Source organism: Phaeobacter sp. G2, from assembly GCA_025163595.1.
In the GTDB taxonomy this organism is placed as follows: Bacteria; Pseudomonadota; Alphaproteobacteria; order Rhodobacterales; family Rhodobacteraceae; genus Pseudophaeobacter.
Genome location: CP104100.1, coordinates 828,322 through 852,041, shown reverse-complemented (window position 1 = coordinate 852,041; position 23,720 = coordinate 828,322). Strand labels below are relative to the sequence as shown.

Genomic DNA, 23,720 nt, shown 5'->3' with positions numbered 1-23,720 from the left:
CCTAGCGCAGCGTTACCGCCTGTATCCACCAGTCGGGGTGTTCGGCGCCGATCTCATAGGCGGCCATGTGGGCGGCCTTTAGCGTCGGGTAAAGCGCAAAGCAGGTGGCCCCGGACCCCGACATCCGCGACAGCATTTCATTCCCGGTGCACCGCAGATCAGCAAGAACCCGGTCGATTTCCGGCGCCACATAAGCCGCCGGTATCTCCAAATCATTGCGCTGATCCTTGAGCCAGACGGCACAGTCTCTCGCCGTCTCAAAACTTGGGATCTCGTCCGGCATGGCAGGGTTGTCACGCCATGCGAGGCCCGAAAACACCGCGCCAGTTGGCACATGGCACCCAGGATTGACCAAAAGCGCCGGCAAGTCCGGCAGGGAGACCGGGGTGATCTGCTCGCCAATGCCCTGCATCCGTGCGCCCCTGGCAACCATGCAGACCGGCAGGTCAGCCCCCAGGGACAGCGGCAGCTCTGGCGGCACTGTCAGCCCCTCTGCGGCCAGGGCGTTCAGTACGGCGGCCGCATCCGAAGATCCACCGCCAATCCCCGCCCCATGAGGCAGTTGTTTGTTCAAATGAATGGCACCAGCCCAGCCAAGCCCCTGCGCCGCCTTCCAGACCAGATTGCGCCCGTCCCGTGGGACACCCTCGGCAAAGGGGCCGCGCAGATCTATGGCCATATCCGGGCCAGCCTCCAGCCGCAGGCGGTCGCCCAGATCGGCAAAGGCCACCAGCGAATCCAGCAAGTGATAGCCATCCGACCGCTGGCCGGTGACATGCAGGGTCAGGTTGATCTTGGCCGGCGCAAAGACCTCAATCGCCATTGGCAACCTGCAGCGGGGCAGAGCCTTCCAGTTCCAGAACCGCCTCAAGGCCCAGCTCCAGTTTTTTGCGGATACGATCCGGGTCTGCCTCACCATCGCCGCGACCGGATTTGATGAAAGACAGGGCGCGTTTCCACTGGAACTCTGCCTCGCGCTGGCGCCCAACAGCCCAATAGACATCGCCCAGGTGGTCGCTGACCACCGGATCCACCGGCATCAGCTCTACCGCGCGTTCCATATGGGCCACGGCCTCCGTGTAGCGGCCAAGGCGGTAGAACACCCAGCCAAGACTGTCGACGATATAGCCGGAATTCGGCTGCGCCGCGACCGCGCGTTCAATCATCCCCAGGGCCTCATCCAGCTTTTCCGGGCTGTCTTCTTTTTCGATCATCGAATAGCCGAGATAGTTCAGCACCTGCGGACTGTCGGGCTGCAACGCCAGCGAGGCGCGGAAATCTGCCTCGGCCTTTGGCCAGTCTTTCAGCCGCTCATGAGAGATACCGCGGGCATAGTGCAGGAACCAGCGGCTGCCGGCCTCTTCGGGCATATTGGACAGCGCAGAATCATAGGCCGCAATGGCGCCGGCGTAGTCCTCTTGCTGGCGCAACAGATCGCCAAGACTGATCGAAATCTGCGGCAAGTCAGGGAAATCCCTGAACAATTGCTCCAGCACTTCGGCGGCGGCATCCGGTTTGGCGGCGCGGCGCAGTGCTTCGGCGCGGCCCATTTCGGCGGCGTAATATTCCGGGTGATCGCTGGGCACCTGTTTGTAGGTGGCAATCGACAGCTCATAGCGCCCCAGCTGGTCCAGCAGTTCTGCGCTGAGCAGCACCGCATCCACATGTTGCGGGCTCAAGGCCGAGGCAACACGGGCATACATCAGCACAAAGTCATTGGCGGCCTCGCCGTTCATCACTGCCGCCAGGGTAAAGAACACCTCGGCAATGCCGTCGCGGGCGGTGCTGGCAATGGAAAAGCCCAGGGCTTCCTTTGCCTGCAACCGGGCGCGGATTTCATCCAGGGCTGGATCACTGCCCGCGCCAAAGCTGTCATTCAACGTTGCAAGAGCCAGGTCAAATTCGCCCAGTTGCGACTGGATTTCGACCCGTGCCAACGCCGAGCGGCGCGACAACCGGGTCAGCCGCCCATCATCAGCTGCGAACAGCGCCTCGGCCCCGCCGTAATTGCCCGCCGACGCCAAGGCCAGCGCCTTGTGATAGTCTGCAAAGGGGCGCAGCGCCTCTTCCTCTGCGACGCGATCAAAAACCTCGATCGCCTTATCAACAGAGCCTATGCCCATCTGCGCCCAGGCCTCAATCAGCCCGTCGACAAGGGGGTGGATCTGGCGGATTTCCAGATTGCGATCCAGGATCGCCTGGTAGTCATCAGACAGGGCAAAGCCGCCGACCATGACGATATTTGCGGCCTGACTGCGCACCTCGTTCTGCCACAGACGCTCTGCCACCGGGAGAGCCTGTTTCATTTGCCCCAGTGCCAGATGGGCAAACACCACGTTTTCCATCAACAACGGATTGGAGGGATCACGCACCAGCGCCCGGGTGTAATACTCTGCCGCGGTGGAAAAATCGCTTTCAAAGGTGGCAGCCCGCCCGGCCAGATAGGCCCCGACCAGACCCTCTGCCGCTGCGCTTTGGGCTGTTACAAGAGATCCGGATGTCGAAAAGGCAACCAGGGCCAGCGCCGTCAGGCTACGAAAATGTGAAAGTGGCACCTGGAGTTCTCCTCTGCGTGTGCGGCTCGCTCAAACCGAATCGTAGTGCGGGACCAGCTGACACGCAATGGGGCGACCCGAAGGCCGCCCCAATTTTACGTGATTTCTATATGCAACCGGCTCTTAAGGCGTTCTATTGCCTATCTGAGTGCAGAGAATGCGCCCAAACGCTTACATATTTGGATAGTTTGGACCGTCGCCGCCCTGGGGTGTGGTCCAGGTGATGTTCTGGCTTGGGTCTTTGATATCGCAGGTCTTGCAGTGCACGCAGTTCTGGAAGTTGACCACAAACTCCGGCTTGCCGTCTTTTTCCACCACCTCGTAAACGCCGGCCGGGCAATAGCGCTGCGCCGGTTCGTCGAATTTGGGCAGGTTGGTCGAGATCGGCAGGTTGGGGTCCGCCAGCCGCAGATGGCAGGGCTGGCTTTCCTCGTGGTTGGTGGCGGCAAAGGACACATTGGTCAAGCGGTCAAAGGACAGCACCCCGTCAGGTTTGGGGTAGTCAATCGGCTGGTGCTTGGAGGCTTCCTCGGTCGCCTCGGCGTCGTTTTTTCCGTGCTTGATGGTGCCAAAGAAGGACAGACCCAGAATGTTGTTGGTCCACATGTCCAGACCGCCCAGCATCAGCGAGGCCATCAGCCCCCACTTGGACCACATCGGTTTGACGTTGCGCACCATCTTGAGGTCTTTGCCAATGGCGCCATCGCGTACAGCGGCCTCGTAATCGGGCAGCTCATCACCGGAGCGATCGGCCTTGATCGCCGCGTAGGCGGCCTCGGCGGCAGATTTCCCCGACAGCATGGCGTTATGGTTGCCTTTGATGCGCGGCACGTTGACCATACCGGCCGAGCAGCCCAGCAGCGCCACGCCGGGTGCTACCAGCTTGGGCATCGACTGATAGCCGCCCTCAGTAATGGCACGGGCGCCGTAGGCAACACGTTTGCCGCCCTTCAGCAGATCGGCAACCATGGGGTGGTGCTTGAAGCGCTGGAATTCCATGTAGGGGTACAGATGTGGGTTCTTGTAGTTCAGATGCACCACAAAGCCGACATAGACTTGGTTGTTCTCCAGGTGGTAAACAAAGGAGCCGCCCCCAGCATTCGAGTTCAGCGGCCAGCCCATGGTATGGGTGACGGTGCCTTCTTTGTGCTTGGCGGGATCAATCTCCCAGATCTCTTTCATGCCGACGCCGTATTTCTGCACGTCCTTGCCGGCCTGCAGGTCGTATTTGGCGATGACCTCTTTCGACAGCGAGCCGCGCACCCCTTCCGACAGGAAGACATATTTGCCGTGCAGCTCCATGCCTGGCTCGGTGTTGGGACCGTAAGAGCCGTCCTCTTCCAGACCAAAGACACCGGCAACCACGCCTTTGACTTCACCCTTGTCACCGTAGACCAGCTCAGAGCAGGACATGCCGGGGAAGATCTCAACACCCAGCTCTTCGGCCTGTTCGGCCATCCAGCGGCAGACATTACCCATCGAGACGATGTAATTGCCGTGGTTGTTCATCAGCGGCGGCATCGGGAAGTTGGGAACCCGAATTTCGCCCGCTTCCCCCAGCATGTAAAAGTTGTCTTCTTTTACCGGAGTATTCAGCGGCGCGCCTTTTTCCTTCCAGTCAGGAATCAGCGCGTCCAGTCCGCAAGGGTCCAGCACCGCTCCAGACAGGATATGCGCCCCCACCTCGGAGCCTTTTTCCAGAACCACGACCTCAAGGTCGGCATCCAGCTGTTTCAAACGGATCGCGGCAGACAGACCAGCGGGGCCTGCCCCAACGATCACTACGTCATATTCCATTGTTTCGCGTTCGATCTCGGCCATAGAGCTGCTCCTTGGCTATTGTATTCGCTACCGGTCCCATCGCTGGGGGCGAGCTGGGAGTAATTTTCTTTCGCGGTTGCTTAGCGTTTGGCAACATACTAGGTCAATCCAAACTCTGCGTTAGTTGCATCAGATCCATGCTTTGCCGCAGGGGCACAGGCATTTTCCGGCGCTCAGGCCCCTTTTTCCGGCGTCTTGCCGGTCTCGGGGCTGTCACCCATCAGATATCGCGGCCCCTTTCCCTTTTGGGCCGCTTGGTCCTGCGGGTTATAAAGCCTGCATTTGGGCAAAGACAAGCAGCCACAGCCAATGCAGCCATCCAGATTGTCGCGCATCTTTTGCAGGGTTTTGATTCGCGAATCCAGATGATCCCGGAAGCTGGTTGAAATCCGCGCCCAATCTTCGGGCGTCGGGGTGCGTCCGCCGGGCAGGGTTTTTAGAAAACCGCGAATCTCCGGCAGGGAAAACCCAAACTGCTGGGCAATCATGATGAAGCTGAGGCGGCGAATGTCGGCCCGGTGAAACCGCCGCTGACCGCCCGCGTTGCGCCAGGGCTCCAGCAACCCCTGCGCCTCGTAGTAGCGAATGGCCGAGACCGCCAGGCCAGTGCGTTCGGACAGGTAGCCAATTGCCACCCCTGCGGTTTTTGCCATCTCGTCGTTCTCCTGAAAAAAGCTCAAAAAATGCTTGAGCTAAAGTTAGGTTTAGAAATTATCGTAAGGCGACTCATAGGTAAACGCCACTCAAAAAAGGAGAAAGAAAATGAGCGCCATTCTGGAACACGCCAATATTACCGTCACCGACCCGCAGGGTACCGCTGCCTGGATGGCGGATGTCTTTGGCTGGCATACCCGCTGGTCCGGGGCCTCGATCCACAACGGCGTCAGCCTGCATGTGGGCGGAGCTGACAGCTATCTGGCGCTTTATCAGCCGCCCACCCCGCCACAGGCGCCGGGCAATAGCTACACCACCCGCGGTGGGCTCAATCATCTGGCCGTGGTTGTGAATGACATCAAGGCCACCGAAGCGGCGGTGGTGGCTGCCGGTTTCACCCCCACCAACCACGCGGATTACGAACCCGGTCTGCGCTTTTACTTTCGCGACAGTGACGGGATCGAATATGAAGTGGTGCAATACGAAGATTGATTACTGTGGCAGGCTGATATGCCCAATCTCCCGGATCATGGCATTTTTCCGCGCAAACCCATTATAAAATCTGCAAAATTCGCAGATTGAGCCGATTTGCCGGTGCAGAGATTGCTCCGCCCCCCTTGAAATTTGTGCCCAGATTGGGTCAGGTAAATGCCAACACAAAAGACAGGCCCCGCTGCAGTGCTGTGGCGGGGCTCTGCCTTTGGCAAACCGACATCATAATGACCCAAGAGCTACCCCGTTAGCCAAACGACCTGGACCCAAGATATGGAAAAGATCCCAATGACTTCTGCGGGTCACACCGCACTCGAAGCTGAGCTCAAGAACCTGAAATCGGTGGAGCGCCCAACGATTATTAAGGCCATCGCCGAAGCCCGCGAGCTGGGCGATCTGTCGGAAAATGCCGAATACCACTCGGCGCGCGAAAAACAGTCCTTTATCGAGGGCCGCATCAAAGAGCTGGAGGGGATTCTGAGCCTTGCAGATGTGATTGATCCGGCCAAACTCTCTGGCTCGATCAAGTTTGGCGCCAAGGTCACCCTGGTGGATGAAGACACCGACGAAGAAAAGACCTGGCAGATCGTTGGCGAGCATGAAGCCAATGTTGAGGCGGGCTTGCTGAATATCAAATCCCCCATTGCCCGCGCGCTTATCGGCAAAGAAGAAGGCGACAGCGTCGAGGTCCGCACCCCCGGCGGTGTGCGCAGCTACGAAATTCTGAGCATCCACTACGGCTAGGGCACAGCACTGGCGCAGGAGGGTCCGGTGTGGTTCTCCTTGCCTCTGGCCCTGAAACCGTTAGCCTTGTGTAAAGCCTATATAAACCCAGACCTCCCTTCGGATTGCGAGCCTGCCTATGACTGCCCAGGATGCCTCCAAACGCCTCTCTCCCCTTGCGGGACGCGGCCCCAATGCGGGCCAACCCGAGGCCGGAATGGGCAGCGCCGAGGTGGTGGCGATTTTGCTCTCGGCGCTCTGGCTTTTGGTGATTCTGGCTCTCTATCTGCTGGCCCCGGCGGATCAAGGTATCGCCCATTGGACCCCAACCGTCCTGACGGCCTTGGCCATTGTTATGCCGCTGGTGATGATCTGGGTTGGCACCTCGGCGCTGCGCGCCGCGCGGGTCATGCGCAGCGAAAACCAGCGCCTGCAGGCGGCCATCGACAGTCTGCGCCACAGCTACCTGACCCATGTGCAGCAAACCGAGGCGGCGGGCGAACCAACCGTCAGCCAGAAACTGGAAGAAATCGCCGAGGCCGCCCGCAAGACCGAAACCGCCCTGGCCACCTTTCAAAGCAGCCGCCATGGCCCTGCCCGACCTGCCATTCCGGCGGAGGCCAGCAAGCTGGCCACCGAGGATCAGGGCAGTCTGGCGCTCGGCACCTCTGCAGAAGACATGGCGCCGCCCCTGCCCGCAGAGCAGTTCATCCGGGCGCTGAACTTCCCCGAGACCGCAGAAGATGAAGATGGCTTTACCGCCCTGCGGGCGGCGCTGAAGGATCGTAAGGCAGCACAGGTGGTGCAGGCGGCACAGGATGTGCTGACCCTGCTCAGCCAGGACGGCATCTATATGGATGACCTGCGCCCCGATATGGCCCGCCCCGAGATCTGGCGGCAATTTGCTCAGGGCACCCGCGGCCGCGCCGTCGCCGCCTTGGGCGGGGTGCGGGATCGCACCTCGTTGGCGCTGACCTCGGCCCGGATGAAGCAGGATCCCATTTTTCGCGATACAGCACATCACTTCCTGCGCCGGTTTGACCGGATGTTTGCCGAGTTCGAAACCGAGGCCAGTGATGGGGAAATCACCGCCCTGGGCGACACACGTACTGCCCGCGCCTTTATGCTGCTGGGGCGGGTTGCCGGAACCTTTGACTAGCCGCCGCCTTTGACCAACCGGGAGCTCTGAGCAGGCCGACAGTGCCCTGTCTGGAGGCCCGGAATTTGACTGCTTTAAATTTGGCGGCCCTGACGGGCCGCTGCCTCCGGCGGAGGTATTTGGGGCAAGATGAAATCTAGGCCCTGCCCAAGCCGACACGCCAGCCGCTATACAACACCACACATCAGGGCGCCCAATGGGCTACCGCCCCGCCCACTGTCGGACCTCCCACAGAGGGCCAGATTTACAGGTAAAAGGCGCTATAGGGAATGTAGCGGACCAGGTCACCCGGTTGGATCTGCGCACCGCCATCTGCCAGTTCAACCAGGCCTTCGGCCCAGCTGAGGCCGGAAATGCGCCCGGAGCCTTCAGATTTGAACACCTCGACCTGACCCTGCCGGACCCGGGCGCGCAGATATTCGCGCCGGCCCGGTTTTTTGTGTTTGGCAAACGCGGCGGGCAGATCAAATCCCTGTGGCTGGTGCCAGTTGGCCCCGGCCATTTGCCCCATGGCGGGGCGGGCAAAAATCAGCGTGCAGACCAGGGCCGCCACCGGATTGCCGGGCAGCCCAAAGATCGGCACGCCCTGCCACATGGCCAGAGCCAAAGGGCGCCCGGGTTTCAGCGCGATGCGCCATTCCTGCAGGGCGCCGCTTTCGCGCAACAGCGCCGAGACGTGATCTTCGTCCCCCGCCGATGCGCCCCCGCTGGTGAGGATCACATCCACCTGCGCCGCAGCCGTATCCAGCCGGGCACGCAGAGCGTCGCGATCATCCACCACGCGCCCAAGATCCACCGGCACGAATCCCATCTGCCGCAACAGCGCCAGCAGCATTGGCCGGTTGGCATCATAGATCTGCCCCGCGGCGGCTACCTCGCCAACTTCGCAGAGCTCATCCCCGGTTGATAGAACCCCCACCCGCAGGGGCAGGTAGACCTGGACCTGGGAAATACCAGCAGCGGCGGCAAGCGCCAGATCAGCCGGGGTCAGCACCCGTCCGGCTGGCAAGATCACCGCCCCCGAGGTCACATCCTCGCCCGCCTTGCGGGTATTGGCGCCGCGTTTCAGCGGGCCATGGAAGGCGATCTCCGCTGCGCCCAGCGATACGTCCTCCTCCAAGATAACGGTATCGACACCATCGGGCAGCGCCGCCCCGGTGAGGATGCGGATGGCCTGACCTGCGGGCACCGCGCCCTCATAGGCCAGCCCGGCGGCGGCGCGCCCCGGCATCAGGGGCAGCACATGCGTACCCTCTGCAATTGGCCCGGCAAAACCATAGCCATCCACTGCCGTATTGGGCAGCGCCGGGTTTGAGCGGTTGGCAATAACATCAGCGGCCAGGATACGGCCTGTGGCTGTGGTCAGGGGCAGCTCTTCGCTGCTGACGACCCGCTGCAACCGCTTTCGCAGCAGCGCCAGGGCCTCGTCTACCGGGGTCCAATCGACGCCTGCGGGCAGGGAAAAACAATCGTTGCGCAGCGGAGGGGGGGTCAGGGTCATCGGCGTCCTGCCTTTACAAAAGAGGAGCTAAAGCGACAGCTCTGCGGCGATAAAATCCGCAATCGCTGTGGTGTCATCCAGATCAAAGACCGGCTGTCCGCAGGCCAGTGGCACATCGCTGGCCAGGGCGCGAACACTGGTATCCTGGGGCGCGATCAGGGGCTGACCGGCGGCGGCGCGGTGGGCCTCGATCTTGGGGTGGGGTTCGCGTTTATAGCCTTCGACCAGCACCAGATCCACCGGTGAAAGCCGTGCCAGTAGGGCGGCCAGCGATGGCTCTTCGGCGCCGCGCAGCTCTTGCATGATGGCAATGCGGTGGGTCGAGGCAAGGATCACCTCGGCGGCACCAGCCATACGGTGGCGGTGGCTGTCGGTGCCCGGCTGGTCCACATCGGTGCTGTGATGGGCATGTTTGATGGTCGAGACCGTCAGGCCGCGCTCAGTAAACTCGGTCACCAGCCGCTCCATAAGCCCGGTTTTGCCGCAGTTCTTCCAGCCAGTGATACCGTAGAGTTTCATCGCATCAGCTCCTCAGCCCGGGTGAGATCCGCAGGCGTGTTGACGTTGAAAAAGGGATCAAAGGGGGTGGCGTCAAACAGCGCCTCGCGGCCTCCGTGCTGGTCGGTCCAGAGCACCACCTTGCGCAGACCATCCTTGAGCGCCGCCCGCAGATCATCGCGCAGGGCTACGGGCCAGAGGCCAAATGTCGGGTGGCGATTGACCTTGCTGCGGCCCCCCGATTTCAGCGCGTCGCCGGTGCGGGGTGTTGTCGCTAGCACCAGCGGGTGCGCCTGTCCCTTTGATGCCGCCACCAATCGCGCCACCAGATCCGTCGGGAAAAACGGCGTATCGGCAGCAGCGGTGACAATGGCCTCAGCCCCCTGCCCGGCGGCCCAGTCGAGCCCGGCCAGCACCCCGGCCAGGGGACCGGCAAAGCCATCAATGCTGTCAGCCACCACCGGCAGGCCCAGATCAGCAAAGCGCGCCGCATCGCCGTTGGCGTTCAGCGCCAAGCCTGAGACCTGTGACTCCAGCCGGTCGCGGACCCGCGCCAGCAGGCTTTGACCACCGATCTGCAACAGGCCTTTGTCGCCGCCGCCCATCCGGGTGGCGAGACCACCGGCTAGGATTACTCCGAGGGGTTTGGTCATTTATTGATCTCCTATGACGTCGTACGGACGCGACAACAGAAAAGAGAGTGCAAAGCGCCCACCCCGTGAGGGGCGGGTTGGGCGCAGCCCGGCTGTGCCGGGCTAGAAAACTGGAGAGACATTTCCAACCGGTTCACTCCGCCCCCTTCCTGCGATGTTTCTTTGCCTCAACCGGCGCATCGCGCGGGTCCATGTCGCGCTCTAATCGCGCGTCGCCGGACAGGCAGACAAACCGCTGGCCTTTCATCCGGCCAATCAGGGTCAGGCCGACCTGCTGGGCGATCTCGACGCCCCAGGCGGTAAAGCCCGAGCGCGAGGCCAGCACCGGAATGCCCATCATCGCAGTTTTGATCACCATCTCGGAGGTCATCCGGCCCGTGGTATAAAGGATCTTATCCGATGCATCGACGCCTTCCGACAGCATCCAGCCGGCGATCTTGTCCACCGCATTATGGCGCCCCACATCCTCCATATAGACCAGCGGACGGTCCTGGTGACACAGCACCGTGCCATGGATTGCCCCGGCCTCAAGATAGAGCGAGGGGGTGCGGTTGATCTTATGCGCCAGCGCATAGAGCCAAGAGGTTTTCACCGGCGTGGCAGGCAGCTGCACGTCCTCCAGCCCCTCCATCATATCGCCAAAAACTGTACCCACCGCGCAACCAGAGGTGCGGGTCTTTTTCTGCAGTTTTTCCTCATAGTTGGTCTCGCGGGCGGTGCGCACCACCACCACCTCCAGCTCTTCATCATAGTCGACGCGCAGGATATCCTCGCCCGGGGACAGCATGCCCTGATTGCGCAGGAACCCCAGCGCCAGATATTCTGGGTAGTCACCAATGGTCATGGCGGTGACAATTTCCTGCCGATTCAAATAGATGGTTAGCGGGCGCTCCTCGACCACCGACAGGGACACCGCAGCGCCGTGTTCGTCATGGCCGGTCACGCCACGGGTGAGGCCTGGGCGCCCCGGATCGGGCGCAATCAGGTACTCGGATAAGATCTCCGTGAGGTCAGATGATTTTACCAATTGCAGAGCCCTTTGAAGCTGCCTACCAAGTTGTCAGTGAACTTAGGACGGGCGCATGGCAATCACCACCACGAAATCCCTGTTTTGGAAAGGACTGCGCGACAGCCTGCCCTTTCTGCTTGTGGCCAGTCCTTTTGGCCTATTGTTTGGAGTTCTGGCTGCCGAAGCGGGACTAAATGTCCTTGAGGCCCTGGCCTTTTCGCTCGCGGTTTTTGCGGGTGCCGCCCAGTTCACCGCCCTACAACTGCTGCAAGAGAACACGCCGCTGCTGATCGTTCTGGTCTCGGCTCTGGCGGTGAATCTGCGGATGGGGATGTATTCCGCCTCGCTGACCCCCTACCTTGGCGATGCGCCGATGTGGCAGCGCGCCTGTGCCGCCTATATGACCGTGGATCAATCCTACGCCCTGTCGATCGTCAAATTTGAGACCGAACCAGAGATGACCACGCCGCAGCGGATGGCCTATTTCTTTGGTACCACCTCGGTGATTGCCCCCAGCTGGATGATCGCCACAGTTGTCGGTGCTTTGGTGGGGGCGCAGATCCCGGCAAGCTGGGGGTTGGATTTTGTGCTGCCCCTGGCCTTTCTGGCAATGATCGGCCCAATGCTGCGCACCCCTGCGCATATGGTTGCCTGCTTTGTCGCCATTGTCGCTGCGCTGCCTGCAACCTTGATGCCCCATAACCTTGGGCTGATTGTTGCCGGGCTGGCAGGTATGATGGCCGGCGCACAGACCGAGCTGTGGCTTGAACGCAAAGCCGCCCGCCGCACCCCCAGCAGCAGTGCCAGCCAGGAGACCTCATCATGAATGGATTTGACAGCCTCAGCCTGTGGATTGTGATTACCGGCATGGCGGTCGGCAGCTTTGCCCTGCGGTTTGCCTTTATCGGATTTATGGGCGGACGCCCAATGCCCGCCTGGCTGATGCGACACCTGCGCTATACGGCGGTGGCCATTCTGCCGGCATTGGTCACGCCCCTGGTTGTCTGGCCCTCCCCGACAGGCGGAGAGACCAGCCTGCCGCATCTGGCTGTCGCCGCCCTAACCTTCGCGGTGGGCTATTTCACCCGCAATGTGCTCTGGGCACTGCTCAGCGGTGTCAGTGGGTTTTTGCTGCTGTTTTTGCTTGGGTAGGATTGCAAGACCCCGGTCGATCAAAAGGGAAAGTCATGGATCATAAGCTTGACGATTTGATCGCCCTGGCTTCTGAATCTCCTGGTCAAAGGATCACGGAAAACCATGTTCGCTCCCTGACTGAAGATCTTTCAAAAGAGGTGTTTTACAACTCTCTCAGCTTGGAAGTCGCCCGGAGATACCAACGCGGTATACTCTGCTACACCCGCTGCGGTTCCATCATGAACGATCTTTGGTCTGTTCTGGTGGGACACCTCAACGGCGGGATGGTGCCCTCTCCGTTCTATGAGATTTATGAAGCTTTTGACGCTGGTGAATATCATCGCAAGAAAGACAAAACGGACTCTCCGGAGACAGAATTCACCAGACCTATGATTGAGGCGATCTTGGCGAACGTAGAATGACCCTCGCCTCAACTGCTCAAAAAAAACGGCTGAGCCGGTTACCCGTGCTCAGCCGCCTAATTTCCGCTGTACACAAAGCTATTCGCTCTGCGTGGTCTCGTAGTTCAGGACCACATTGCCCTCTGCCAGGGCCTTTTGCAGATCCGCGTCGTCATCCTCATAGTATTTGCTGGTGACAACACCGGGAAGCGCGCCGAACTGCTCGGACAGCTTCACCGGGTAGAATGTGGTTTTCAAACCTTGCAGCCCAGGGATCTGGCGCAGGATGGAGGAGGTGGAATTGGCGCAATAGGCCCCGGGCACCCGACCATTTGAGATCGCCAGCTCATAGGCCAGCTGCGCCTGCGCAGGCGTGACCTCAAGACGCTGCACCACCACATGGTGGGTGCTGCGGGCATGGGCACCGCGATAGGCCAGCACAACAGGCGGAGTGATGCCAAACAGCACGTCATTCCGTTCCGGCACCACATCGGCATAAAAGGATCCGGCAGGGTCAAAAATCACCCGCTCAGAGGCATTGATCATCAGGGAGGTATGACCACCGGAGCCGGTCCGATTGTTGACCATGGTGAACAAGGTCAGCGCAGGTGGCCCGCTGTGGGTATAGGAGGCTGCTGCAAGTGTCGCAGCATCCGCATTGGGCTTTTTCTGGGCCTCACAGCCCGCCAGCACAATGCTGCCCGCCAAAAGAGCCATCGCCAGGCCAATACGACCAGGCGCCCGGCGCGCAACCGCTTTACCAGATGTCATGTGCAAGGATCAGGTTGCAAATACGGCGAGAAACAACGCCAGAAACACCAGGAAGATGGTGAAACGCGTGGTGAAGGTGATGAAGCCTGCATAGGTTTCTTCTTGAACTTTAGAGTCCATGGTACCGTGTTTGTGTTCAGCCATGATGGATCTTTCTATTCGCGTATGTTTTTTTGCTGGATACTGGATTTCAAATTGCCTGTCACCACGTCATTGCCGCACAGGGGGGCAAAAACCCCAACCTGCGACCAATCCGTCGCGTCCTTGCCCCAATCCGCAGCTGTTCTGCCCGCCGCGGCCCCCGGACAAGGCGCACCGCCGAATCGCCGCCCCTAGGTTTCCAGGTCGCTGGCCAGACGAAATCCGATGCGATTGGCCGGGACTTCCTCGCGGGGTTTGGGCAGGGCGCGCAGCATCACGTTCATCTGGCTCACATGCTGCACCAGTTGGGTTTTGGCGCCTGCGCCATCGGTGCCATAGAATGTCACGATGTCAGGGTCATAATACCCCATGCCCTCGATCCGCAGCACCCCGGCGTCACCGCCGACAAAGCCCATGGCCACCTCATGCTCGCTGTCCAACTGCTTCTCGAAGTTCTGGATATATAGGATCAGCCGCTCATAGGCCCAGCGCGCCTGGCTCTTGGCACCATCGGTTTTTTGCAGCTGTTCTGGCACTTCGGTGAGACCATTTTTGGCCTCCGGGTCCGCATGCACCTCATGGACGCAGGGCAATGCCGCGGCCTCGACGGCCTCGGCGCTGGTTGAAATCTTGTTGTCCATGGCCTTCACTCCCCTGCCACTCTTCTGCCGGGGAACACCCGGCGCCTAATCTATGCTCTGGTACATCCAGGCGTCGTTATCGCCTTTGACGCGGCTGACGCGACCTGTGCGGTACAGATGATTGACATGGGCCACCGCCTCTACCAGTGCAAGCCCATATTCACCCTCGCCAATCTTACGCTTGAACAGCGGCGCAAAACAATCGGCTGCGGTCTTTGGCGTTTCCAGATGGTTCATTAGCCGGTCAAGCGCGCCGTGGTGATTGTCGATCAGCTGCCGCATGCGCAGCGGCAACCGGGTAAAGGGCAGCTTATGCCCCCCCAGCGCCAGATGATCCGGGCGCGACAGCGGTGCCAGCCGCTCGCAGGCCTCCAGCCATTCGCCCAGGGGATCGGCCATGGGTTCGGTGGCATAGACCCCGATATTGGGGCTGATCGAGGCCAGGATCTGGTCGCCAGTGATCACAAGATTGTCATCGCGACTCCAGAAGGTGGCGTGTTCGGGCGCGTGGCCATTGCCCATATGCACATCCCAGTCACGCCCGCCCATGCGAAAGACATCGCCCTGCTGCACCCGGGTAAAGCCCAGCGGCATCGGGTAGACCATATCGGAGAAATTGAAAGGCCGGTCGGCAATGCGTTTGTCATAGATCTCCCCGTCCATCCCGGCAGAGCGGTAATAGGCCAGGGTTTCGGCAGGCCAGGTTTCCTGCACATCCAGCGTCAGCATGCGGGCAAACAGCCAAGCGGTGCGGCTGGTGACCAGCTCAGCGCCATATTCAGACTGAAACCAGCCCGCCAGACCGATGTGATCGGGGTGGTGATGGGTGCCGACAATCCGGCTGACCGGCTTCCCCTTCAAGGGGCCTGCCATCAGGCTTTGCCAGATCTCGCGGCTTTTGCGGGTGTTAAAGCCGGTGTCCACCACCGTCCAGCTGTCGCCCTCGTCCAGGGCATAGATGTTGACGTGATCCAGCTTCATCGGCAGCGGCTGGCGCATCCACAGAACCCCTTCGGCGACCTCAATCGCCTCGCCCAGCGCGGGCGGTTCGGTCCAGGGGGTGCGGGGGCCTACTTCGGGGACACTTGCCATGATCAGCCTGCCAATTCTTCAAGAGTGAGCGCCATGGTGCCGGCGGCACCTTCCTGCACATGGGTCAGCAGACCCGAATGTTCCGGCAGCATGCGTTTGATGTAGAACCGCGCCAGTTTTTCGCGCGGGCCACCCTTGTCGGCAATGGCCGCAGACAGGTGGTAATGCCCCCCCAGAACCCGGGCAAAGGCGCGCAGATAGGGCACCGCCCCGGCAAAGCGATCCTGCAGGTCGTCCTGCTCTACCAGCCATTCAGTGGTTTCACGCAGGGATTCGCAGGCCTGCCAGACTGCCTCTCCCATATTGGGATGGGTGGCCCGGGCACCCTCGGCCTGGGCTTCGATCTCGTCAATGATGCGATGGGCCATATCGCCGCCATCCATCATCTTGCGCGCCACCAGATCCATCGCCTGGATGCCATTGGTGCCCTCATAGATCGAGGTTACCCGCACATCGCGCAGGAACTGAGCCGCGCCGCTTTCCTCGATAAAGCCCATGCCCCCATGCACCTGAATGCCCAGATCGGCCACCCGAATGCCGGTCTCGGTGCCAAAGGCCTTGGCGATTGGGGTCAGAAAGGCAGCCCGCGCCTTCCAATCCGCAGCCCCGGTTGCGGTCTGCATATCGGTGGCATGGGCACAGGCCAGCAGGATGGCCCGCGCAGCGTAGGTATCGGCTTTCATCTCCATCAGCATCCGGCGCACATCGGCGTGATCCGCGATAAAGCCCGAGGGCGTCTTCCCCTGTTTGCGCTCCAACGCATAGGACAGCGCCTGCTGATAGGCAGCTTCGCTAACGCCAACGCCCTGGCCGCCGACGCCCAGGCGGGCATTGTTCATCATGGTGAACATTGCCGCCATACCCCCATGTTCGGGGCCAACCAACCAGCCCTTGGCGCCATCAAACTGCATCACGCAGGTCGGGCTGCCATGCAGGCCCATCTTATGCTCCAGGCTAACCACACCCAATGTGTTGGCGGCGCCCAGGGTGCCATCCTCGTTGGGCAGGAACTTGGGCACCAGAAACAGCGAGATCCCCTTGGTGCCGGGCACCCCGTCGGGCAATCGCGCCAGCACCAGATGGCAGACATTCTCGGCAAAATCATTGTCGCCCCAGGAGATATAGATCTTCTGGCCGGTCACCGCATAGGATCCATCGCCATTGGCTTCGGCCTTGGAGCTGAGCGCCCCCACGTCAGAGCCCGCCTGCGGTTCCGTCAGGTTCATGGTGCCGGTCCATTCCCCCGAGATCAGTTTTGGCAGGTACATCTGTTTCAGGGCGTCACTGGCGTGATGCTCCAGCGCCTCGATCTGGCCCTGGCTCATCAGGGGTGCCAGTTGCAAAGACAGGCAGGCCCCCGACATCATCTCATTCACTGCCGCCGTCAGGGTCATCGGCAGGCCCATGCCGCCCTGCTCAGGCGCGGCGCTCATGCCAATCCAGCCGCCCTCGGCAATGGCCGTGAACCCCTTGCCAAAGCCGGGCGAGGTCCGCACCACGCCGTTCTCCAGCGCCGCAGGTTGCACATCGCCCGCCCGTTGCAGCGGCGCCATGACCTCATCACACAGTTTACCCGCTTCGGTCAGGATCGCAGTCACCAGTTCACGGCTTGCCTCGCTGAACCGGTCTGTCTGGGCGATCTGCTCAAAGCCAATCACGGTATTCAGGAGAAACTCATACTCGGAAACGGGGGCACGGAAGGTCATAGGCATCCTCTTGTCGGCCTTGGGGATAATCGCGGGCGCAGGCTTGGCATTGCCCAAACCGCCCGGTATGTCTGTTGCGCTGTCTATCAGTTTAGCTGATCGATTACCTAACCTTCGCCCCCTTGCAATCAACCAAAACGCCGCGTCACCCAAAATGCCTCAAGAAACCGACCAAAAAGCAACGCAAATGCTGGATGCCTCCGCCAGCGGGATCAGTCGCGCAGCGCAGCTGCTGCGGCAGGGTGATCTGGTCTCTTTCCCAACCGAGACGGTCTATGGCCTGGGCGCCGATGCCCGGCGCGGCGATGCGGTGGCGGCGATCTATGCCGCCAAGGGGCGTCCCAGCTTCAACCCGCTGATCGCCCATGTGGCCTCGGTTGAGGCTGCAAAACGCCACGTTATATGGAATCCTTGGGCCGAGACCCTGGCCCGCGCCTTCTGGCCCGGACCGCTGACGCTGGTGCTGCCGCTGGCACCCGGACATGGCATCTCCGAGCTGGTCACGGCCGGGCTCGACACCCTGGCGGTGCGGGTGCCAGCCCATCCCACGGCGCAAAAGCTGCTGGCCGCGCTCGACGGTCCCGTAGCGGCTCCCTCGGCCAACCCTTCGGGGCGGATCAGCCCCACAACGGCGCAGCATGTCATGGCGGGCCTTGCCGGTCGTATCGCCGCTGTGGTTGCAGATGGGGCCTGCGGTGTTGGTGTCGAATCCACCATTGTTGGCCTTGCAGGGGAGGCCCCCGTGCTGCTGCGCCCCGGCGGTCTGGCAGCCGAGGAAATCGAAGCAGTACTGGGCCAGCCCCTGGCCACACGCGACCTCCACGACCCCCTGACAGCGCCCGGCCAGCTCCTGTCCCACTACGCGCCACAAGAGCGGGTGCGGCTCAATGCGACCTCTGCGCGCGCGGGCGAATGCTACCTGGGATTTGGCCACTACAGCGGCGCCCGCGCCTGCGATCTCTCCCTGTCCAGCTGCGGCGATCTGGTTGAGGCCGCCGCCAATCTCTTTGGCCATCTGCATCATCTGGATGCGCAGGGGCAGCCCATTGCCGTGGCCCCCATCCCCGAGACCGGCCTTGGCGCTGCCATCAATGACCGGTTGCGCCGCGCAGCAGCGCCGCGCGATGAACCCTCGCCAGCTTCAGGTAACTAGACGCACCCCTAGAACCGTCGCAGTTCAGGCGCTCCCGGCACTGGCCGAAAGCGACAGCGGATCAATCCCCAGGGAGCCAAGCGCCGCCTCCCATTTATCCACATCCGCGGTCTCAAAAATCAGCGCATCCGTGCTCTCGGTGGTGAGCCAGCCATTGGCAATGATCTCTGCCTCCAGCTGCCCCGGCCCCCAGCCGGCATAGCCCAGCATGATCAACAGCTTCTCAGGCCCATTACCCTGGGCAATATCCTCAAGAACATCCAGGGTTGCAGTCATGCCATAGCCCGGCGGCACCGTCAGGGAATTGATACTGGATTCATACTCCGGTGAATGCAGCACAAACCCGCGCTGCACCTCCACCGGCCCGCCAAAGCGGATGGCCTCTTCGCCCTTGCCTGCCGCAATCACCGGGATCTCCAGCTGCTCAAGCAGATTTCCCAGCTGCACCTCCGGCGCAACCTTGTTGATGATCAGCCCCATGGCCCCGTCTTCGCTGTGCGAACACAGAAAAATAACCGAATGCTCAAACCGAGGATCGCCAATGCCCGGCATCGCGATCAATAACTTCCCGGTGAGATCCATATCCTGCCCTTTCCCTTGGCTGTTACAGCGTCTTCTGCAGCATGCCGCCCAGCTTCCGAAGGTGCAAGAGCCTCCGGGCGATCCGGTCACAACAGCGCAGTCAAGCATTTGACCAGATCGTGACTTGGCAATTGCCCCGCAAGAGGCCATTTATATTTCCATGCATGAATATCTTCCTCCCCTCGGCCCACAAACCGATCCCAGATCCGCCGCCGCAAAACCGGCGGTCAGCCTGCGCAGCCTGATGGCTGCTGCGGTTGCAGTGTTTGCTTCGGCGCTCACCCCGTTTGCGGCCAAGGCACAAAGCGCCCTGCCCACCAGCATGGATGAGCTGGTGCAAGTGGAAATCCTCGACGGCGGTGTCTCACCAGATGGGACATATATCGGCGCCCTGCGCCTGACCCTTCGCGACGGCTGGAAGACCTATTGGCGCGCCCCCGGCGAGGCAGGTATTCCCCCCAGTTTTACCTGGCGCGGCTCCCGCAATGTCGGCGAAATGTCGATGACCTGGCCCACACCCGAGGTGTTCTTGACTTCTGGTTATCAGACCATCGGCTATCACCATCAGCTGGTGCTGCCGATAGAGATCACCCCCGAAAGGCCCGACCGCCCGGTGCGGCTCAAAGGGCGGATGGAGCTGGGCATCTGCAAAGATATCTGTGTGCCATCGGAACTGTCTTTCGACCATCAGCTAGATTCAGCAGCGCCGCGCAACCCGGCCATCGTCGCCGCCATTGCCGCCCGCCCCTTCTCGGCCCGCGAAGCCAGGGTCTCCGCCAGCACCTGCCGCTTGACGCCAACAAAATACGGTATCGAAGTCGAGGCCCGGATCACCATGCCCAGCGCTGGTGGCACCGAGGTCGCGGTGATCGAAGCTGGCTCGCCGCATCTGTTTGCTGGCGCCACCACCACCCGGCGCAGCGGCGGTACTCTGGTGGCCACATCCGAGCTGCTTCCCACCCGCGCGGGCAGCCTGGCTGCGGTGGATCGCTCACAATTGCGGATCACGGTGCTGGGGCAAAAACATGCGGTGGATATCTCTGGCTGCACAGCTGGATAACCGCCGGGTAGCGTCCGGGTAACTGCGAAATGGTGCCAGAATGTCGATGATCCAGCCCCAGCGCCCCGTTCTCGGGGCAATTGCCGTGGTCTACCACCTGGGACAGGTCATCCTGATCCAGCGCAAGACCGAGCCCAATGCCGGCTGGTGGGGCTTTCCCGGTGGTCATGTGGAGCTGGGCGAAACCGCCATGCAGGCAGCCATCCGCGAGCTGTTTGAGGAAACCGGCGTCGTGGCCCGTCCCCTGGAATATTTGACCAATATCGACGTCTTGCTGCGTGATTCTGTGGGTGCGGTGCAAAAGCAATATCTGCTAACGGCAGTGCTCTGCGCTTATGAAAGCGGCACCCCTGTGCCTGATGATGATGCGCTGCAGGCCAGTTGGATCCCCGTCGATGAGATCGAAGAGCGGGGATTGGAGCTGATTGATCAGGTCGCAGACGTGGCCCGCCTGGCCCGCCAAAGACAGGCATAGCAAAAACCAGCCTAACAAAAACGGATCTAGGCTGCCCGGTCCAAGCTGCCCGGTTTAGTCTGCCCGGTCCAAGCTGCCCGGTTTAGTCTGTCCGGTTTAGGCTGTCCGGTGCCGCCGCAGGCCAAAGACCAGCGCCGAGATCAGATAGGCCAGCAGGGACAGCGCAGCGATCCCGCCCAGCGCCAGAAACAGCCCGGCACGCAGTGGCTCAAACCCGGCCAGACCGGGCAGTACCGTGCGCAAGGCCGGGTGCAGCGCTCCGGTTGCCATCGCCCAGCCCAGGCTTACTCCCAGCCAGCCCAGCTGCGCCACTCCGGTGCCCAGAACCAGCCAGCGCAGCGGGTTTGTCCCGCCACGCAGGGCCCGGCGCAGGGCTGTCACAGGCCGCGCCATATCCCGTTGGATCGCCACCAGGGCCGGCACCACCAAAAGCACCAGAAACATGCCAAAGCCCAGGCCATAGACCAGGGTGATCACCGTTGGCTTGAGGAACTGCGCCTGCTGCGAGCTTTCATACATCAAAGGCGCCAGCCCCAGTACCGTGGTCAGGGTTGTCAGCATCACCGGCCGCAGCCGGTCCGCCGCCCCGTCAATGATCGAAGGCACCAACCCGCGGGTTTCGGCATATTCGTCGATGGTGGTCACCAGCACGATGGAATCATTGATGATAATCCCTGTCATCCCCAACAGGCCAACCACGGTGAACATGCTCAGCGGTATGCCCCACAGATAGTGGCCCCAGATGGTGCCCACCAATCCAAAGGGAATGATCGCCATCACCACCAGGGGCCGGGTCCAGCTGGCAAAGATCCAGGCCAGCACCAGATAAATCCCGGCAAGACAAAGGATCAGCCCGGTGCGGGCATCGTTGAGAAAGTTGTCTTCCTGTTCACTCAATCCGCTGAGCCGCCACTCCACCTGACGGCGGCTGGCGATATCGGGCAGGATTTCCTCCTCCAGCGCCTTGCCGATATCGGCGGCACGGGTTGGGTCATCCTCTGAGATATCGCCGGTGACGCTGATCAGGCGAATGCCGTTTTCGCGCCGCACAGTGGAAAACCCCGTGCGCTGGCTCACCGATACAATATCCGAGAGCGGCACATAGATGCCGCCGGGGCTGCGCATCAGGGTGCGCTCCAGGAAATCCGCCGACAGCTCATCGCGGGGCAGTTCAACCCGGATCTCGGCGCTGCGTGGCCCATCCGGGTAGGTGGCCGCTTCGATCCCGTTCAGCCGCGCCCGCAAGGCCCGCCCCAGGGTGTCGATGGTAAAGTTCAGCGCCTGCCCCTGGGGCGTCAGCTCCAGCACCACTTCCTCTTTGTCATAGGCAAGATTGTCTTCCACCGCCGAAACCTCAGGGTAGCGTAGCAGCGCGGTTTTTAGATCTTCAGAGGCCGCCTTGAGCACCTGAACATCAGCGCCATAAAACTGCACATCCAGCGCATCACCACCGGGACCAGAGCGCCAGCTGCGAAAGCTGACGGCCTCGACCAGCGGGTGGTTTTGCACCTCTTCCTGCAGTTCGGCCACAAAGGCAAAGCTGGAATAGTCTGGCCGCAGATCCGCGTCGATCAGCTCGATCGAGATGCCGCCCAACAGGTCCGTGTCCTTGGCATCCACCCCGGACATGCCGCGCCCGGCATTGCCGCCCACCTCGGCGATGACAAAATCCACCGGATTGATGTCCTCATAGCGCTCCGCAAAAGAGGCCCCCGTAGCGGCGGTGGCCCGTTGCATCTCCGCCATCATCGCCAGGGTGTCGGCGCGGGTGGCGCCTTCGGCCATGGCAAAATTGCCGGTGACAGAGCCGCGCTCCGGCGCATTGAAGAACCGCCAATTGACATCGCCGCCAATAAACAGCGCCATCTGGCTGGCCAGAATGGTCAGCGCCCCCGCCAGGACCACGTAACGCGCCTGCACCACCAGGGCCATTATGGGGCGAAACAGGGTGTCACGCATCCAGCGAAAGCCGCGATTGACCATGCGATTGGGCCAGTCATACCAATGGTCTTTTTGTGCGTGGGTCAGCGCATGGGCCATATGGTGCGGCAGGATCAAAAAGCACTCCAGCAACGAGGCCGCCAGCACTGCAATTACCGTAAAGGGAATATCACGGATCAGATCACCAAAGCGCCCGCCAATGGCGGTCAGCCCAAAGAAGGCGATGATGGTGGTCAGGGTGGCGGCAAAGACCGGCATCGCCATGCGGCGCGCGGCGTTCTCGGCGGCCTGCATCGGGGTTTCATTCAGGCGGCGCACCCGGAAATCGGCGTGCTCCCCCACCACGATGGCATCATCCACCACGATCCCCAGGGTAATGATCAGGCCAAACAGGCTGATCATATTGATGGTGATCCCGGCGGCATACATCAGCGCCACGGCGGCAAACATTGCCGCCGGAATACCCGCCGCCACCCAAAAGGCAATGCGGGTATTGAGGAACAGGAACAACAGCGCCATGACCAGCCCCAGGCCCATCAGCCCATTGTCGATCAGGATATCCAGCCGGTCAGAGATGGCAGCGGCACGGGTGCGGATCAGCTCGGCACTGACGCCCTGCGGCAGGGTGGTTTGCAGCGCATCAACCACCTTTTGCACCTCAGCCTGAATGGCAATGGCATTGCCCATATCCGAGCGATCCACCCGGATCGACATGGCCGGGTTGTCGCCGACAAAATAGGAACGGTTGCGGTCCACCCCTTCGCGGCTGACCTGCGCCAGATCGCCAATGGTCAAAACCGAACCATCTGGCTCTGTCCGCAACACGATCCCTTCGATCTCTTCCGGGCTGCGCTTTTCCCGCCCGGTGCGCACCCGGGTATTGGCCCCGGTCACATCCCCCGCAGGATCGGCATCGACCTCGGCGGCGATAGCACTGGCGATATCGCTCATCGCGATATCATGGGTGATCAAACTGTAGGAGGGCACCTCGACCAGGGTCTGTGGTGCAGCAAGGCCGCGAATGGTGGTGCGGGTGACCCCGACTGCAAACAGGCGTATAATCAATTCATCGGCGAACAGCCCCAGCTGATCCGGCGCCAGCGGCCCCGAGATCACCACATCCGTCACCCGGTCACGCCAGGCGCCGCGCCGCACCGTCGGGTCATCTGCCTCTTCCGGCAGGGTGGTAATGGCATCCACCGCCGATTGCACATCATCCGCCGCCAGCGCCATGTCCCAGCCGGGCTCAAAATCCAGCACGATCGAGGCGACGCCTTCGCGCGAGGAGGCGGCGCTTTCCTCCACCCCGTCCACCGCCAGCAACACCGGCTCCAGCACCTGCACGATGGCCCCGTCCACATCTTCCGGCCCGGCGCCCTCCCAGGTGACGCCGACCGTGACGCTTTCGATAATCACATCCGGAAAGAACTGCGCCCGCATCTTTGGAATTGCCGCAGTGCCAAGCAGCAAGAGCACCAGCAACAACAGGTTTGCCGCCGTGCGGTGGCGGGTGAAGTAGCTCAGCAAACCGCCGGCAGGACGCGACAAATCACGCATG

At 61.5% G+C, this 23,720-nt stretch carries 24 protein-coding genes; 9 read left to right on the top strand and 15 right to left on the bottom strand.

Going from position 1 to position 23,720, the window contains the following annotated elements:
* Nucleotide 1 precedes the first annotated feature (1 nt).
* From N1037_04185 to soxR, 4 genes are all read right to left on the bottom strand, one after another.
* Nucleotides 2-823 carry a 4-(cytidine 5'-diphospho)-2-C-methyl-D-erythritol kinase gene (locus tag N1037_04185; GenBank protein ID UWS80236.1) on the bottom strand — a complete coding sequence of 274 codons (822 nt, stop codon included), beginning with the start codon at nucleotides 821-823 and terminating at the stop codon, nucleotides 2-4.
* Nucleotides 813-2,555: a tetratricopeptide repeat protein gene (locus N1037_04180; protein ID UWS80235.1), complete on the bottom strand. Its 1,743-nt coding sequence runs from the start codon at nucleotides 2,553-2,555 to the stop codon at nucleotides 813-815. The genes N1037_04185 and N1037_04180 overlap by 11 nt, the downstream gene beginning before the upstream one ends.
* 171 nt (nucleotides 2,556-2,726) lie before the next feature.
* Nucleotides 2,727-4,376 carry an electron transfer flavoprotein-ubiquinone oxidoreductase gene (locus N1037_04175; protein UWS80234.1) on the bottom strand — a complete coding sequence of 550 codons (1,650 nt, stop codon included), beginning with the start codon at nucleotides 4,374-4,376 and terminating at the stop codon, nucleotides 2,727-2,729.
* Between the two features lie 173 nt (nucleotides 4,377-4,549).
* Complete coding sequence (gene soxR / locus N1037_04170; GenBank protein UWS80233.1) at nucleotides 4,550-5,029, bottom strand: redox-sensitive transcriptional activator SoxR; 480 nt, start codon at nucleotides 5,027-5,029, stop codon at nucleotides 4,550-4,552.
* Nucleotides 5,030-5,138: 109 nt separating this feature from the next.
* Between soxR and N1037_04165 the strand changes: the two genes are divergently transcribed.
* From N1037_04165 to N1037_04155, 3 genes are all read left to right on the top strand, one after another.
* The gene (locus tag N1037_04165; GenBank protein ID UWS80232.1) at nucleotides 5,139-5,522 is read left to right on the top strand and encodes a VOC family protein; all 384 of its coding nucleotides are present in this window, start codon (nucleotides 5,139-5,141) and stop codon (nucleotides 5,520-5,522) included.
* A gap of 273 nt (nucleotides 5,523-5,795) precedes the next feature.
* Nucleotides 5,796-6,266: a transcription elongation factor GreA gene (gene greA, locus N1037_04160; protein ID UWS80231.1), complete on the top strand. Its 471-nt coding sequence runs from the start codon at nucleotides 5,796-5,798 to the stop codon at nucleotides 6,264-6,266.
* A gap of 118 nt (nucleotides 6,267-6,384) precedes the next feature.
* Nucleotides 6,385-7,404 carry a hypothetical protein gene (locus tag N1037_04155; GenBank protein UWS80230.1) on the top strand — a complete coding sequence of 340 codons (1,020 nt, stop codon included), beginning with the start codon at nucleotides 6,385-6,387 and terminating at the stop codon, nucleotides 7,402-7,404.
* Nucleotides 7,405-7,648: 244 nt separating this feature from the next.
* On the opposite strand, the gene N1037_04150 is transcribed toward N1037_04155, so the two are convergent.
* The 4 genes from N1037_04150 to N1037_04135 form a co-directional block, all read right to left on the bottom strand.
* Nucleotides 7,649-8,905 (bottom strand): molybdopterin-binding protein, encoded by a 1,257-nt coding sequence (locus tag N1037_04150; GenBank protein ID UWS80229.1) that lies wholly within the window; start codon nucleotides 8,903-8,905, stop codon nucleotides 7,649-7,651.
* A 27-nt stretch (nucleotides 8,906-8,932) separates the two neighbouring features.
* The gene (gene mobB / locus N1037_04145; protein ID UWS80228.1) at nucleotides 8,933-9,424 is read right to left on the bottom strand and encodes a molybdopterin-guanine dinucleotide biosynthesis protein B; all 492 of its coding nucleotides are present in this window, start codon (nucleotides 9,422-9,424) and stop codon (nucleotides 8,933-8,935) included.
* Complete coding sequence (gene mobA, locus N1037_04140; protein UWS80227.1) at nucleotides 9,421-10,056, bottom strand: molybdenum cofactor guanylyltransferase MobA; 636 nt, start codon at nucleotides 10,054-10,056, stop codon at nucleotides 9,421-9,423. The genes mobB and mobA overlap by 4 nt, the downstream gene beginning before the upstream one ends.
* Before the next feature lie 133 nt (nucleotides 10,057-10,189).
* Entirely contained in the window at nucleotides 10,190-11,089 is a 900-nt protein-coding gene (locus N1037_04135; protein UWS81305.1) for a formate dehydrogenase accessory sulfurtransferase FdhD, read from the bottom strand.
* A gap of 49 nt (nucleotides 11,090-11,138) precedes the next feature.
* Between N1037_04135 and N1037_04130 the strand changes: the two genes are divergently transcribed.
* Genes N1037_04130 through N1037_04120 form a run of 3 tightly spaced genes read left to right on the top strand, consistent with a single transcriptional unit; the run spans nucleotide 11,139 to nucleotide 12,621 of the window.
* Nucleotides 11,139-11,891: an AzlC family ABC transporter permease gene (locus N1037_04130; protein ID UWS80226.1), complete on the top strand. Its 753-nt coding sequence runs from the start codon at nucleotides 11,139-11,141 to the stop codon at nucleotides 11,889-11,891.
* The gene (locus tag N1037_04125; GenBank protein ID UWS80225.1) at nucleotides 11,888-12,217 is read left to right on the top strand and encodes an AzlD domain-containing protein; all 330 of its coding nucleotides are present in this window, start codon (nucleotides 11,888-11,890) and stop codon (nucleotides 12,215-12,217) included. The genes N1037_04130 and N1037_04125 overlap by 4 nt, the downstream gene beginning before the upstream one ends.
* A 35-nt stretch (nucleotides 12,218-12,252) precedes the next feature.
* Entirely contained in the window at nucleotides 12,253-12,621 is a 369-nt protein-coding gene (locus N1037_04120; protein UWS80224.1) for a hypothetical protein, read from the top strand.
* A 78-nt stretch (nucleotides 12,622-12,699) separates the two neighbouring features.
* Here the strand turns inward: N1037_04120 and N1037_04115 are convergent, their stop codons facing one another.
* The 5 genes from N1037_04115 to N1037_04095 form a co-directional block, all read right to left on the bottom strand.
* Nucleotides 12,700-13,317, bottom strand: coding sequence for a hypothetical protein (locus tag N1037_04115; GenBank protein UWS81304.1), 618 nt, complete (start codon nucleotides 13,315-13,317; stop codon nucleotides 12,700-12,702).
* 63 nt (nucleotides 13,318-13,380) lie between these two features.
* Nucleotides 13,381-13,515 carry an aa3-type cytochrome c oxidase subunit IV gene (locus N1037_04110; protein UWS80223.1) on the bottom strand — a complete coding sequence of 45 codons (135 nt, stop codon included), beginning with the start codon at nucleotides 13,513-13,515 and terminating at the stop codon, nucleotides 13,381-13,383.
* A gap of 188 nt (nucleotides 13,516-13,703) precedes the next feature.
* Nucleotides 13,704-14,153, bottom strand: coding sequence for a DUF6173 family protein (locus N1037_04105; GenBank protein UWS80222.1), 450 nt, complete (start codon nucleotides 14,151-14,153; stop codon nucleotides 13,704-13,706).
* A 45-nt stretch (nucleotides 14,154-14,198) separates the two neighbouring features.
* Nucleotides 14,199-15,245: an MBL fold metallo-hydrolase gene (locus N1037_04100; protein ID UWS80221.1), complete on the bottom strand. Its 1,047-nt coding sequence runs from the start codon at nucleotides 15,243-15,245 to the stop codon at nucleotides 14,199-14,201.
* A 2-nt stretch (nucleotides 15,246-15,247) separates the two neighbouring features.
* The gene (locus N1037_04095) at nucleotides 15,248-16,951 is read right to left on the bottom strand and encodes an acyl-CoA dehydrogenase (protein UWS80220.1); all 1,704 of its coding nucleotides are present in this window, start codon (nucleotides 16,949-16,951) and stop codon (nucleotides 15,248-15,250) included.
* A gap of 154 nt (nucleotides 16,952-17,105) precedes the next feature.
* Here N1037_04095 and N1037_04090 point away from each other — a divergent pair, with 154 nt between their 5' ends.
* The gene (locus N1037_04090) at nucleotides 17,106-18,104 is read left to right on the top strand and encodes an L-threonylcarbamoyladenylate synthase (protein UWS80219.1); all 999 of its coding nucleotides are present in this window, start codon (nucleotides 17,106-17,108) and stop codon (nucleotides 18,102-18,104) included.
* 24 nt (nucleotides 18,105-18,128) lie between these two features.
* Here the strand turns inward: N1037_04090 and N1037_04085 are convergent, their stop codons facing one another.
* Entirely contained in the window at nucleotides 18,129-18,686 is a 558-nt protein-coding gene (locus N1037_04085; protein UWS80218.1) for a YqgE/AlgH family protein, read from the bottom strand.
* A gap of 322 nt (nucleotides 18,687-19,008) precedes the next feature.
* Between N1037_04085 and N1037_04080 the strand changes: the two genes are divergently transcribed.
* Nucleotides 19,009-19,746, top strand: coding sequence for a protein-disulfide reductase DsbD family protein (locus N1037_04080; GenBank protein ID UWS81303.1), 738 nt, complete (start codon nucleotides 19,009-19,011; stop codon nucleotides 19,744-19,746).
* A 40-nt stretch (nucleotides 19,747-19,786) separates the two neighbouring features.
* A complete protein-coding gene (locus N1037_04075) occupies nucleotides 19,787-20,221 on the top strand; it encodes an NUDIX hydrolase (GenBank protein UWS80217.1) in 435 nt (144 codons plus the stop codon).
* Nucleotides 20,222-20,317: 96 nt separating this feature from the next.
* Here N1037_04075 and N1037_04070 read toward each other — a convergent pair whose 3' ends face one another.
* A complete protein-coding gene (locus N1037_04070; GenBank protein UWS80216.1) occupies nucleotides 20,318-23,719 on the bottom strand; it encodes an efflux RND transporter permease subunit in 3,402 nt (1,133 codons plus the stop codon).
* Between the last annotated feature and the right edge of the window lies 1 nt (nucleotide 23,720).